10 protein-coding genes are annotated in these 13,022 nt (G+C 73.8%); 7 read left to right on the top strand and 3 right to left on the bottom strand.

Annotated features, from left to right (window positions below):
* Positions 1-73: 73 nt before the first annotated feature.
* Together D7231_RS25610 and D7231_RS25605 are read right to left on the bottom strand one after the other, a co-directional pair.
* Positions 74-1,084 (bottom strand): phosphatase PAP2 family protein, encoded by a 1,011-nt coding sequence (locus D7231_RS25610; RefSeq protein WP_194961943.1) that lies wholly within the window; start codon positions 1,082-1,084, stop codon positions 74-76.
* A 374-nt stretch (positions 1,085-1,458) separates the two neighbouring features.
* Entirely contained in the window at positions 1,459-2,664 is a 1,206-nt protein-coding gene (locus D7231_RS25605; RefSeq protein WP_422396761.1) for a glycosyltransferase family 39 protein, read from the bottom strand.
* A 175-nt stretch (positions 2,665-2,839) separates the two neighbouring features.
* Between D7231_RS25605 and D7231_RS25600 the strand changes: the two genes are divergently transcribed.
* Together D7231_RS25600 and D7231_RS25595 are read left to right on the top strand one after the other, a co-directional pair.
* The gene (locus D7231_RS25600; RefSeq protein ID WP_120757884.1) at positions 2,840-4,495 is read left to right on the top strand and encodes an MFS transporter; all 1,656 of its coding nucleotides are present in this window, start codon (positions 2,840-2,842) and stop codon (positions 4,493-4,495) included.
* Positions 4,496-4,783: 288 nt separating this feature from the next.
* Positions 4,784-5,953 carry an acyl-CoA dehydrogenase family protein gene (locus tag D7231_RS25595; RefSeq protein ID WP_120757883.1) on the top strand — a complete coding sequence of 390 codons (1,170 nt, stop codon included), beginning with the start codon at positions 4,784-4,786 and terminating at the stop codon, positions 5,951-5,953.
* Positions 5,954-6,033: 80 nt separating this feature from the next.
* On the opposite strand, the gene D7231_RS25590 is transcribed toward D7231_RS25595, so the two are convergent.
* A complete protein-coding gene (locus tag D7231_RS25590; protein WP_030369536.1) occupies positions 6,034-6,471 on the bottom strand; it encodes a cell division protein SepF in 438 nt (145 codons plus the stop codon).
* 286 nt (positions 6,472-6,757) lie between these two features.
* On the opposite strand from D7231_RS25590, the gene D7231_RS25585 reads away from it, so the two are divergent.
* From D7231_RS25585 to D7231_RS25565, 5 genes are all read left to right on the top strand, one after another.
* The gene (locus D7231_RS25585; RefSeq protein WP_199739456.1) at positions 6,758-8,017 is read left to right on the top strand and encodes a DUF5685 family protein; all 1,260 of its coding nucleotides are present in this window, start codon (positions 6,758-6,760) and stop codon (positions 8,015-8,017) included.
* 665 nt (positions 8,018-8,682) lie between these two features.
* A complete protein-coding gene (locus D7231_RS25580; RefSeq protein ID WP_120757881.1) occupies positions 8,683-9,720 on the top strand; it encodes an LLM class flavin-dependent oxidoreductase in 1,038 nt (345 codons plus the stop codon).
* Positions 9,717-11,018, top strand: a complete 1,302-nt coding sequence (locus D7231_RS25575; protein WP_120757880.1) for an NtaA/DmoA family FMN-dependent monooxygenase — start codon at positions 9,717-9,719, stop codon at positions 11,016-11,018. Before D7231_RS25580 ends, D7231_RS25575 begins: the two co-directional genes overlap by 4 nt.
* Before the next feature lie 5 nt (positions 11,019-11,023).
* The gene (locus D7231_RS25570) at positions 11,024-11,824 is read left to right on the top strand and encodes a DUF1684 domain-containing protein (protein WP_120757879.1); all 801 of its coding nucleotides are present in this window, start codon (positions 11,024-11,026) and stop codon (positions 11,822-11,824) included.
* Between the two features lie 228 nt (positions 11,825-12,052).
* Complete coding sequence (locus D7231_RS25565; protein WP_120757878.1) at positions 12,053-12,979, top strand: S1 family peptidase; 927 nt, start codon at positions 12,053-12,055, stop codon at positions 12,977-12,979.
* Positions 12,980-13,022 lie beyond the last annotated feature (43 nt).

The raw sequence follows: 13,022 nt of genomic DNA, 5'->3' as shown, positions 1-13,022 counted from the left end.
ACGACGGCGGCCCCGGACCTCTTCGGAGGTTCCGGGGCCGCCGTCGTACTGATGTCGGCGGGGCTACGGGCCGTCAGCCGCCCACCGTCCGGCCGCGGCCCGAGGCCGGGCCCAGCGGAGTGGTGCGCGGCACCCGGTCCGGGTTCGGCGGGCGGCGGCTGCCGGTCGGGGTGACCGGGGTCCGCTCCGAGCGCGCCGTGTGCGGCCGGGCCGGCAGATACGGCCGGCCCTCGCCGGCGCGGCCGCCCGCCGTACGGCTCCCGACGCCCACCGGCTCGCGGGCCGGCTGCTCGTCGTCCGCGGGGGCGCGCGGGGCGGCCACGGGCACCGGAGCCACCGGGACGGGCACGGCCACGCCGCGCTCGCGCACCCGGCGCCACAGGGCCAGCAGCCACGCCTCGGCACGGGCCATCGGCGCCTCGAACCAGGGCAGGGCCAGCAGCACCAGCAGGCCCGCGGTCCAGCCGAGGGTCACGTCGCTCATCCAGTGCGTACCGAGATAGACCGTCGTCATGCCGACGCCCAGCGCGAGCAGCGCGGCGATCACCGAGGCCACCCGGCGGGTGCGCGGCGTGGTGGCCAGATAGGCCAGGACGCCCCAGGTCACCACGGCGTTGGCGGTGTGCCCGGAGGGAAATATGTCGCCGCCCGCGAACATCTCGTTCGAGCCGATCGAGGTGGCGTAGTGCGGGCCGAGCCGGCCCATGCCGATCTTCGCCGCGCCCACGGTCGCGTTGAGCAGCAGCAGGGACGTGCCGAGGACGAGCAGTGGGCGCAGCGTCCCCTGCCGGTAGGTGCGCCAGCCCAGCCAGGCGGCCACCGCGACGGCGGTCGGGCCGCGCTGGCCCAGGACCACGAAGTAGTCGAGGAAGGTGTGGATCTCCGGCCACTGCTTGTACGGCCGGAAGAGCATGACCTGCCAGTCGAACCGCACCGGCCAGGACGTGGTGAGCACGCCGACCACGATCGCCAGGTACACCACGGAGGTGGCCACGAAGATCCCGAGGCGGGTCCGGGTCATCCGCGGCCGCACGGGCTCGGTCGGGCGCTCCTCCGCTTGGACGAGCTCGTCGTTGGTACGCACTCAATCGACGTTACATTGAGTGACAGGAAGCTTCGGCCGATCGGGCCTGTTCGTGATGACGATGTGATGTGGAATGCGTCTCAGCCATGACATGCGCCACATTCGATTCCCCGGGGTGACCGTAGCACCGGAAATTCCGGAGCCTCTCCCGCCGTCCGCCGGGGCCGTTTTGTTTGGTATTCCGAGCCGTCGTTTATCGGGGATTGGCCCGGGTGTTCCGCGGCGTTTTCCATGGGCCCGGGAGACCGTACGGAAGATCGCCGGGAAAACGATCAGGGGGCCGCGGGGGCGGTGCACGATCGTGGAGGGGCGGAGACCGCGGGACCCGGGATCACGGGAGCGGAGATCACGGGCCCGGGATCACAGGCCCGGGATCACGGAGGGCCGGAGCCGTTCAGCCAGAACGCCCCGTACACCGCCGACACCAGCACCACCGTGCTCACCGTCAGTACCGCCCGTACCGGCCGTGCCCGCGCGGCGGCCACCGCGAGCGGCAGCAGCAGCGGGAACGCCGGCATCATCAGGCGCGGCTTCGAGCCGAAGTACCCCTTCGCCGTCAGGGCCAGCAGCAGCACGGCCCCCGCGTAACCGAGCAGCGGCAGCGGCTGGCGCTGCCGCACGCACGCCGCGTACAGCCACAGCACCAGACCCACGCCCACCAGCAGCCCCAGCCCCGCGGCGAACGCCGGGCCGAAGAGCCGCTGCGCGACGAAGGAACCGAAGGCCAGGCCGCCGTCGAAGCCGTTGCCCCAGCCGCCCTGCACGTCCAGATAGCCCGTCGGGCCGCCCGTCCGCACGCCCACCCACGCGAAATACGCGAGCCAGCCGAGCGGCGCGAGCACCGCGCCCAGCAGCATCCGGGGCAGCGCCGGCCGCGCCGCCTCTTCCCCGCGTTCCCCGTGCTCTTTCCCTTGCCGCAGCGCCACCAGGACCCCGAGCCACACGGCGAGCACCACCGCCGCACCCACCGGGCGCGTCAGCCCGGCCAGCGCCGCGAACGAGCCCGCCCACACCCAGCGGCCCGTCAGCACCGCGTACAGGCTCCACGCCGCCAGCGCCGTGAACAGCGACTCCGAATACGCCATCGACTGCACGATCCCGACCGGCAGCGCCGCCCACAGCGCCACCAGGGCCACGCCCGCCCGGCGCCCGTACAGCCGCTCCCCGATCAGGTAGACCGCCCACGCGGCCAGCAGCGACGACACCGCGCTGACCACCAGGCCCGCGTCGCCCGCGGACAGCGGGAAGACCGCCGACAGGCCCCGCTCCAGCCAGGGCAGCAGCGGGAAGAACGCCAGGTCCGAATGGACCTTGCCGCCCGGCAGGTGGAGCGTGTAGCCGTAGCCGTCCTCGGCGATGCGCGCGTACCAGAGGGAATCCCAGCGCGCCGAGAGCAGCTGGTGCGGGCTCTTGCCCGTCCAGTACCCCCACACCGCGAGGACCGCGATCCCCAGCGCCCGCACCCCCGCGTAGACCAGCAGGGCGGGCAGCGCACGGCGCAGCGCGCCGCGCGCCCGGAGGACGGCCCGGGGCAGGGGAGCCCCGGCGCCCGTACCGGCGGGAGAAACAAGATCAGTCACCGATCAATTGTCCAGCATGCGCGGAGCGCCTCCACGATCGGCCCGGACGGTGACGGAGCACACGGATCCGTGCCCGGGACTCGCGTACTCTGTCGAGTCACTCGCCGACGACGCCGTACGGCCCACAGTCCCCAGGGCCGGCGGGCGGCCGCGAGCGCACGACACGGAGGTGTGAATGTCCGGGACGACCACGGCCGGCCCGCCGCGGGCTGACGGCGTCCCCCGGCAGCGGTACCGGCGCGGACAGCGGCAGCAGCCGCCGTACGGGCCCTCCGCCTGCGCCGGGGTGAGCCGCTGGACCGTCCTCGTCGTCCTCTGTGTCAGCCTGCTCCTCGTCGCCGTCGACGCGACCGTCCTGCACGTCGCCGTCCCGGCCGTCACCGAGGACCTGCGGCCCGGCGCGATCCAGCTCCTGTGGATCGTCGACGTCTACCCGCTCGTGTGCGCCTCGCTGCTCATCCTCTTCGGCACCCTCGGCGACCGCGTCGGCCGCCGCCGGGTGCTGCTGCTCGGCTACGGGCTCTTCGGCACGGCCTCCGCGCTCGCGGCCTTCGCCCCCACCCCGGAAGTGCTCATCGGGGCCCGCGCGCTGCTCGGCGCCGGCGGTGCGATGATCATGCCGGCGACGCTGTCCATCCTCCGCCAGGTCTTCCCCGACCGGCGCGAGCGGGCCCTCGCCGTCGGCGTGTGGAGCGCGGTCGCCGCGGTGGGCGCCGCGGTCGGGCCGCTGCTCGGCGGCTTCCTCCTCGAACACTTCTGGTGGGGATCGGTCTTCCTCATCAACATCCCGCTGATGGCCGCGGCCCTGCCCGTCGGGCGGTGGCTGCTGCCCGAGTCGACCGGGCCTCGCGACGGGCCGTGGGACGTGACCGGTGCGCTGATGGCCGCGTTCGGGCTGTTCGGGCTCGTCCTCGGCGTGAAGCGGGCCGGCACGGGCGACGCGCTCTCGCTCGGCACGGTCGTCCCCGGCGCGGTCGGGGCGGCCCTGCTCGTCCTCTTCGTGCGCCGGCAGCGGCGGCGGACCCACCCGCTCGTCGACCTGCGGATGTTCTCCCGGCCCGCCTTCGGGACGTCCGTCGGGTGCATCGTGCTCGCCATGCTCGCGCTCGTCGGGCTGGAGCTGATCGCCGCGCAGTACCTCCAGCTCGTCCTCGGGCTCACCCCGCTGGAGACCGGGCTGCGGCTGCTGCCGCTCACGCTCGCCGCGATGGCCGCGGGGCTCGCCGGCTCCCGGCTGCTCCAGTGGCTCGGCCCGCGCACGATGGTCGCCCTCGGCTTCGTGCTGACCGCCGCGGCGGTCGCCTCGCTGACCGCGATGGGCCTCCACGACCGGCCCGGCGTCCTCGTCGGCTGCTTCGTCCTGCTCGGCTTCGGCCTGGAGACCACGCTCTTCGGCGCGTACGAGTCGATGCTCAGCGAGGCGCCCGTGGAGTCCGCGGGCGGCGCCGCGGCGATCGGCGAGACCTCGTACCAGCTGGGTGCGGGCATCGGCATCGCCCTGCTGGGCAGCGTCATGAACGCCGCCTACGCGCCGGGCGTCGCCTCCGTCCCCGGCGTCCCGAGCGCGGCCGGCGCCTGCGCGAGCCACTCCCTCGGCGAGGCCTACGACGTCGCCTCCCGGCTGGGGGGACCGGCGGGGTCCGCGCTGCGCGTCGCGGCGCGGGACGCGTTCGTGCACGGGCTGCACGTGACGCTGGCGCTGAGCGCGTGTCTGCTGCTGGCGGGGGCGGTCGCGGCGCTGCGGTTGCCGCGGGCGATGGATTGCGGGGTGCCTGCGGCGGCCCCGGAGCGCTTGGAACTCGAGGCGGGCTCGGCACCGCCGACGACGTAGCCGGTGCTTGCTCGCCGCGGCGGTGGAGGGAGATGCCCCGGCCCCACCCTTTCACCGTTTCTCGGGGGAGGGCCCCCGAACCCCCTGGGGAGCCGGGGGCTCGCCCCCGGTTTCGGGAAGGGGCGGGTCCGGGGCATCTCCCTCCGCCGCAACGGCGATCAGCCACCGCGGTGCAGTCCGGCGGTGCCGGAATCACCGCTACCCACAGGGGCTGGACGGCCGGGTTACCCGGCCGTAGCGTGCTGGCGAAGCGATCACTCATTCGCCCGCACCCCGCCGGAGGCACCCGTGTTCGACCCGCATGACCCCCTCGGCATCGACGACCTCCTCACCGACGAGGACCGCGCCGTCCGGGACACCGTCAGGCAGTGGGCCGCCGACCGCGTCCTCCCGCACATCGCGCAGTGGTACGAGGCCGGCGAACTCCCCGTCGTCCGCGAGCTCGCGCGCGAGCTCGGCGCGATCGGCGCCCTCGGCATGCAGCTGGACGGCTACGGCTGCGCGGGCGCGAGCGCCGTGCAGTACGGCCTGGCCTGCCTGGAGCTGGAGGCCGCCGACTCCGGCATCCGCTCCCTGGTCTCCGTGCAGGGCTCCCTCGCGATGTACGCGATCCACCGCTTCGGCTCCGAGGAGCAGAAGCGGCAGTGGCTGCCGTCGATGGCCGCGGGCGAGACCATCGGCTGCTTCGGCCTGACCGAGCCCGACCACGGCTCGGACCCCGCGGGCATGCGCACGTACGCCAAGCGCGACGCCGGCGGCGACTGGGTGCTGACCGGCCGCAAGATGTGGATCACCAATGGTTCGGTCGCCGGCGTCGCCGTGGTCTGGGCGCAGACCGACGGCGGCATCAGGGGCTTCGTCGTGCCCACCGACCTCCCCGGCCTGTCCGCGCCGGAGATCCGGCACAAGTGGTCGCTGCGCGCCTCCATCACCAGCGAGCTGGTCCTGGACGAGGTGCGGCTGCCCGCGGACGCCGTGCTGCCGGAGGTCACCGGCCTGCGCGGCCCGCTGAGCTGCCTGAGCCACGCGCGCTACGGCATCGTCTGGGGCTCGATGGGCGCGGCGCGCACCAGCTTCGAGACCGCGCTCGACTACGCGCGTACGCGCGAGCAGTTCGGCAAGCCCATCGGCGCCTTCCAGCTCACCCAGGCCAAGCTGGCCGACATGGCGGTGGAGCTGCACAAGGGGATCCTGCTGGCCCACCACCTGGGCCGGCGGATGGACGCGGGGACGCTGCGGCCGGAGCAGGTGAGCTTCGGCAAGCTCAACAACGTGCGGGAAGCGATCGAGATCTGCCGGACGGCGCGGACGGTCCTCGGCGCGAACGGGATCTCGCTGGAGTACCCGGTGATGCGGCACGCCACGAACCTGGAGTCCGTGCTGACGTACGAGGGGACCGTGGAGATGCACCAGCTGGTGCTGGGCAAGGCGCTCACCGGTCTCGACGCGTTCCGGTAGGCCCTAGGAGCATTAAGCCCGTTACGGCCCCTTAAGTCCTTAAGTCCTGGCCTGAGGTGCGCGGCTCCGCGCCGCGCACCTCAGCTCTGGTTGTAGAAGCCGCCGTTCGCCCGCCCCACCGGCTCCCCGCTGACCACCTTGTAGTCGGCGGGGGTCAGCAGGAAGACCCGGTTGGCCACGCGCTCGATGGAGCCGCGCAGCCCGAACGTCAGCCCGGCCGCGAAGTCCACGACGCGCTTGGCGTCGTTGGGCTCCATGCCCGTGAGGTTGACGATCACGGGCACGCCCTCGCGGAAGAGCTCGCCGATGCCCCGGGCGTCGCGGAAGCCGTCCGGGGTGACGGTGGCGATGCGCGTGCCCTGCTCCTGCGCGGCCTCGTCCGCCACGCGCACCTTGGGGTTGGTGACCCAGGCGTCGCCGGGCTCGGGTCCCTCGGCGTAGTCGTCGTCGTAGTAGCGCTCGTCATCGCTGTCGTCGACGAGGCCGAGCCAGGCACTCGCCTTGCGCACCGATCCCATGAACGCCTCCTCTCACACGCGGTGTGTTCCGCCCGCATCCCTATGGTCGTCCATGATGCGGATGGTGTGCCAAGTGGATAGCCGCCGGACGAGCATTTCGTGACGCATCTGGTGCAAACCGGTTGGCGGTGCGTCAGAAACCCCGTAGGCCCCTTCTTGCGCCCTGGACCTGGGCATATGCGGTTACGGCGGGCGATTCGGGGGCGTGCTGCGGGCCCCGGTCGGGTCGGGTGGTCAGGTGATTAGGATGCCCGGGTCCATTCACACCACACACGGGGGCTGGGTTTTGTTCGGGATCATAAGGCCATGCCGGCACCGGTTGTCAGAGGCCATGCGCACGGAATGGATGGCGCATCTGTGCGGACTGTGCCTCGCGCTGCGCGGCGACCACGGTCAGTTCGCACGCGCGGCCACCAACTACGACGGTCTGGTCATCTCGGTCCTGGTGGAGGCCCAGTCACCGGCGGACGAGGGCGCCAACTCCTGGCGGCGCACGGCGGGCCCGTGCCCGCTGCGCGGCATGCGCACCGCTTCCGTGGCCAAGGGCGAGGGCGCGCGGCTGGCCGCCTCGGTCTCGCTGGTGCTGGCCTCGGCGAAGATGCGCGACCATGTCGCCGACGGTGACGGCGTGTTGGCGCGTCGCCCGGTCGCCGCGGCGGCGCGCCGCGTGGCCGCGAAGTGGGACCGGGCGGGTGCCCGTACGGGAGCCGACCTCGGGTTCGACACCGCGGTGCTGGTCGACGCGGTCGAACGGCAGGCCGGCATCGAGGCGCTGGCCGGTGCGGGGACGTCGCTGCTGACGGTGACCGAGCCCACCGAGACGGCCACCGCCGCGGCCTTCGGCTACACCGCCGTCCTCGCCGGACGGCCCGGCAACAAGGCGCCCTTGGAGGAGGCGGGCCGGCTCTTCGGGCGCCTGGCCCACCTGCTGGACGCCGTCGAGGACCTGGCGGAGGACGCGGAGAGCGGCGCGTGGAACCCCGTGGCCGCGACGGGCACCGGGCTCGCCGAGGTGCGCAGGCTGTGCGACGACGCGGTGCACGGCGTCCGCTTGGCGCTGCGCGAGGTCGACTTCGCGAGCAGGAGCCGGAGCCGGCTGGCGCACGTGCTCCTCGCGCACGAGCTGGAGCGCGCCGTCGACCGGGCGTTCGGCACGGCGGGCTGCGGGCACGCCGGGCACGCCGCTGCCGCCGGGCATCAGGACGGTTCGCCGCAGGGCGCGTTCGGGCCGCCGCCCGTCATGCCGCCGGACCAGATGCCGCCGGGGCAGGGGAGGCCTCCCGGCGCGCCGCCCGAGCCGCCGCGGCGCGGGCGGCAGCGCGGGCTCATAGCCGGCTGTGCCGTGTGGGCCACGCTTTTCTGCACGTGCCAGGTCTGCTGCCGGGACCCGTACTTCGACCCGTGGGACGGACAGCAGCGGGAAGGCTGGTGCCACAAGTGTGACTGTGGCGACTGCGATTGCAGCAACTGTGGCGATTGCTGCGACTGCTGCAACTGTTGCGAGAACTGTGATTGCTGCGACTGTGGTTGCGACTGCGGCTGTTGAGTGAGCGCCGTGTGGCGTACGAGGGTGCGGTGAGGGTGCTGCGAGGGGAGGGGTGCGCGGCGCTGGTGTGCTGCTGATGTGAAGGCGTGAGGGTGTGAAGACGTGAAGGGGTTAAGGGGTTAAGGGGTTAAGGCGCGTAAGGGGCCGCGGGGCTGATGGCCGGCCGGGTAGCCGGGATCCGGGGTCCTGGGGCCGGGATCAGCCCTGACAGGAGCCGCCCGGAAGGGGCGCGCGGAAGCCGGTACACGACGCGGACCACACCCGACCGAAGTCGATGTGGTGCCGGGTGACGAGCCGTTGCCCTGAGTGCATGGGCCAAGTGGAACAGCCATCCGTATCCCCGTCAACTGTCCTGAGACGGCTTGTCCATCATGTGGACCTGCCGGTGGACAAGCTTGACAGTTGGCCAAGGCACCGGAATAGCCTCGTAGTTCGGCCGTGCTGAGGGGCGCGGCCGGATGCGCCGCGCCCTGAAGCGGCCGCCGCATCCGATGTGCTCGATGTGTCCGGCGTGAAGGCGCCACCCGTGTTCGATCCCGTATCCACGGAGCCTTTCGCGTGCCCGCGGCGTCCCGCCACACCTCTCCTCTCCCTCCCTTCTCTCCTTTCTCTGCCTCGCACCGGGCCCCAGCGCCACCATGGCCCCCACACCCTCAGGGAAGCCCATGCCCGCACCCATCCGGCCGCTGCACCTGGCCGTGAGCATCGACCGCCCCGGCGTCCGGGACGCCGAGTCCTACGTCCGCGCCGCGCGCCTCGCCGAACGGGGCAGGCTGGACTTCGTCACCCTCGGCGACACCCTCGGCCCGCCCCGGCGCGGCGAGAGCCGCCTCGACGCCCTCGCCGTCCTCGCCCGCGTCGCCCCCGCCACCCGGCGGATCGGCCTCGTGCCCACCGTCACCACCACCCACACCGAGCCGTTCCACGTCGCCGACGCCGTCTCCACCCTCGACCAGGTGAGCAACGGCCGCGCCGGGTGGACCGCCGAGGTGTCCGCCACCGAGGCCGAAGCCCGCCACTTCGGCCGCCGCGCCCCGGCCCCCGCCGACGCGCTGTGGCGCGAGGCCGCCGCGGTCGCCGACGTCGCCGCCCGGCTCTGGGACAGCTGGGAGGACGACGCCGAGATCCGCGACGCCGCCACCGGCCGCTTCATCGACCGCGACAAGCTGCACCGCGTCGACTTCGAGGGCCCCGGCTGGTCCGTCCGCGGACCCTCCGCCGCGCCCCGGCCCCCGCAGGGCCGGCCGGTGACCGCCGTCGACGCCACCCGCCTGCCGCCGCGCGAGGCCGCCGCCCGCCACGCCGACGTCATCTACCTCCGCACCGGCCCCACGCCCGCGCCCGGCGCGGTCCGCGCCGCCCGCGACGACCTGCACGCCCGGATGCGCGCGCTGGGCCGCGACCCCGGCCGCGTCGTCTTCCTCGCCTCCCTGCCCGTCGCGCTGTACGCGGCGGCCGACGCCGTCGCCCTCGCCGACCTGGCCGGCTCCTGGTGGGCGGACGGCGTCGTCGACGGCTTCCACTTCCGGCCCCGGGACCCCGACCGGGACCTCGCGCTGCTGGTCGACGGGACCGTGCCCGTCCTCCAGCACCGGGGCCTGCTCCGCTCCTTCTATCCCGGCGGCACGCTCCGCGAGCACCTGTGCCTGCCGCGCCCCGCCAACCGCTACGCCACCGCCGCCACCGCCGGGAGGACCGCATGACCGCCGGCAGGGCGCGGCAGCGGCAGCCGCAGCGCAAGCGGATGCACCTGGCCGTGCGCTTCCCGGGTGCCGGCAGCGCGACGGTGTGGGCGGATCCCCGGGCCGGCAGCCGGACCGACTTCGCGTCCTTCCGGCACCTCGCCGCCACCGCCGAACGCGGCCTCTTCGACTTCTTCCTCCTCTCCGAAGGGCCGCGACCGCGCGAGCACAAGGGCCGGATCCACGACCTGGACGCCGTCGGCCGCCCCGAGCCGGTCACCGTGCTCAGCGCCCTGGCCGCCGTCACCGAACGGATAGGCCTGGCCGCCGCCGTCGGCACCGCGTTCCACGAGCCGTACGAACTGGCCCGCCGGCTGGCCTCCCTGGACCACCTCAGCGGCGGGCGGGCGGCCTGGAACGTGGTCACCTCCTCCGATGACGCTTTCCTCGGCGCGAACTTCCGGCGCGGCGGCGGCCTCGACCGGGCCGACCCGTACGCGCGCGCCGGCGAGTTCGTCGCCACCGCGCGTGAACTGTGGGACTCGTGGACGCCCGGGGGAGTGCCGCGGCCCTTCGCCCACCACGGGCGCCACTTCTCGGTCTCCGGCACGTTCGACGTGGCCCGCGGCCCACAAGGGCGTCCGGTTGTCATCCAGGCCGGGGACTCCGGCGAGGAACGGGAGTTCGCGGCCTCCGCCGCCGACGTGATCCTCACCGGGCACGGGTCTCTCGAAGCGGGACAGGCCCTCTACGCCGACGTCAAGGGGCGGCTCGCCGCGTACGGGCGGCGGCCCGAAGAGCTGAAGGTCATGCAGGGCGTGACGTTCGTCCTCGGGGACACCGACGCCGAGGCGCAGGAGAACGCCGCCGAGATCCGTAAGCAGCAGGTCTCGCCGCAGAAGGCACTGTTCGCCGCGGAGCGGGTGTGGGGCCGGGACCTGTCCGGCCACGACCCCGACGGGCCGCTGCCCACCGTCGACCCGGATCCCGCCGTCGCCGACTCCCTTGCCGTCGCCGCGCGGTGGCGGGCCGTGGCCGAGGCCAAGGGGCTGTCCCTCCGGCAGACCGTGATCGAGGTGACCGGGCGGCAGTCCTTCATCGGGGCCCCCGCGTCGGTCGCCGCACAGCTGGACGAGTACGTCACCGCCGGGGCCGCCGACGGCTTCGTCCTCGTCCCGCACCTCGTCCCGGGCGGGCTGGACGAGTTCGCCGACCGCGTCGTGCCGCTGTTGCAGGAGCGTGGCGCGTTCCGTACGGAATACGCGGGCGCGACGCTCCGCGAGCACCTCGGGTTGCCGCTGCCCGTATGGAAAGGTTGACGGTCATGAGCACGGACACGGCGCGCGACGCACGACAGCAGTGGAACGCGTGGCGCGAAGAGCGCACGGAGACGGTCTCGGCACCGTACGGGCCCCTCGCCCTGACGGGGACGCACTGGCTCGCCGACGCCCCCGAGGGGCGAATTCCCGCCATTCCCGGGCAGTGGGCGGAGGAAGAGGACGCGGTACGGCTGACCGCCGCGGCCGTCGACGGACTCACCCTGGACGGGCGGCCGCTGGACGGCGTGGTCAGGCTCCGCCCCGACAAGGGACCCGCGGCCGGGGCCCGGGTCTCGTACGGGGGGCGGAAGCTTGTGGTGATACGGCGGGAGGGGCTGTGGGCGGTGCGCGTCTTCGACCCCGGCTCGGCCGGGCGCCGGGAGTTCGCCGGGATCGACGTCTTCGACCACGACGAGGAGTGGGTGCGGGACGGCGTCTTCCGTCCGTACGGCAGCAGCCGGCGGGTGAGCGTGGCGAACGCGGACGGGCGGGAGCGGGGGCTGGGCCTGGACGGCGAGCTGGCGTTCACGGTTGCCGGGGCCGAACACACGCTGCAAGCCGCGCTGGAGGTGGACGGGACGCTGTGGGCGGTGTTCGCCGACGCGACGAGCGGGAAGTCGAGTTACCGCTTCCGCTTCTTGCGCGCGCCGGCGCCGGGTGTCGACGGCCGGGTGACGCTCGACTTCAACCGGGCCCTGCTCCCGCCGTGCGCTTTCGCCGATCACTTCATCTGCCCGTTCCCACCCCCGGGCAACACCCTCCCGCTCGCCGTACCGGCAGGCGAACGGGACGTCTTGCGGGGGTAGCCCCCGCGCGAGGCCGGCTGCCGCCGGGTGGGCCGCGCCCCGCTTGCGGCGGCCGGGCCCGCATCCCCCGCGAGGGACGGGCCCGTCCGAAAGCGGCTCTTGCGGGGGGTGTTGCGCGGCCCGAATACTCCCGAGAAGCACTTGTCAGGGGCACGGCGAAAACGGAATCCCGCGTGCCCGTACGTACTGGCTGCGCCTCACCTACCGACCCCACTCGGGAGGAACCACGTGAGGATCAAGCGCACCACCCCCCGCCGGCTCACCCGCACCGCGACCCGCGTCGCCCTCGCCTCCACCCTCGCCGCCGCCGCGGCGCTCCTCGGCACCGCCGCCCACGCCGAGCCCGCCGCCGGATCAGCCGGCTCCGCCGGATCGGCGGCCCTGCTCGCCTCCGCCGCCACCGCCGTGCAGTCCGCGGACGTCGCCGGCACCGCCTGGGCCGTCGACCAGGACAGCGGCACCCTCGTCGTCACCGCCGACGCAACCGTCCCCGACGCCGCCCTCGCCAGAATCAAGCAGCAGGCCGGCCCCGCCGCCGACGCGATACGCATCGAGCGGACCGCCGGCGTCCTCCGCCCCTACCTCGGCGGCGGCGACGCGATCTACGCCCCGAGCTGGCGCTGTTCCCTCGGCTTCAACGTGCGCAAGGGCAACACCGCCTACTTCCTCACCGCGGGCCACTGCACCGAGGGCAAGCCGGCCTACTACACCAACTCCGGGCACACCACCAGCATCGGCCCCACCACCGGAACCAGCTTCCCGGGCAACGACTACGGCATCGTGCAGTACACCAACGGCTCCCTCGCGCATCCCAGCGAGGTCAACCTCTACAACGGCCGCACCCAGAAGATCACCGCCGCGGGCAACGCGAGCGTCGGCCAGGCCGTCCAGCGCAGCGGCTCCACGACCGGCGTGCACGGCGGCAAGGTCACCGGCCTCAACGCCACCGTCAACTACGGCAACGGCCAGGTCGTCCGCGGTCTGATCAAGACCAATGTGTGCGCCGAGCCCGGCGACAGCGGCGGCGCCCTGTTCGCCGGGTCCACCGCGCTCGGCCTCACCTCCGGCGGCAGCGGGAACTGCTCCTCCGGCGGGACGACGTTCTTCCAGCCCGTCGGACCGGCCCTGAAGGCGTACGGCGTGACCATCGGCTGAGCACGGCGCGCCCGGGCTGCCCCCTGCCGGGGACTCGACCCTG

This window comes from Streptomyces klenkii, from assembly GCF_003626645.1.
Lineage (GTDB): Bacteria > Actinomycetota > Actinomycetes > Streptomycetales > Streptomycetaceae > Streptomyces > Streptomyces klenkii.
This window is presented reverse-complemented; position numbering and strand designations above follow the sequence as displayed.

Bases quoted from the DNA above. Each gene is read 5' to 3' on its own strand.
- D7231_RS25600 (WP_120757884.1), top strand. From the start codon at position 2,840: ATGTCCGGGACGACCACGGCCGGCCCGCCGCGGGCTGACGGCGTCCCC.
- D7231_RS25590 (WP_030369536.1), bottom strand. From the start codon at position 6,471: ATGGGATCGGTGCGCAAGGCGAGTGCCTGGCTCGGCCTCGTCGACGAC.
- D7231_RS25580 (WP_120757881.1), top strand. From the start codon at position 8,683: ATGCCCGCACCCATCCGGCCGCTGCACCTGGCCGTGAGCATCGACCGC.
- D7231_RS25575 (WP_120757880.1), top strand. From the start codon at position 9,717: ATGACCGCCGGCAGGGCGCGGCAGCGGCAGCCGCAGCGCAAGCGGATG.
- D7231_RS25570 (WP_120757879.1), top strand. From the start codon at position 11,024: ATGAGCACGGACACGGCGCGCGACGCACGACAGCAGTGGAACGCGTGG.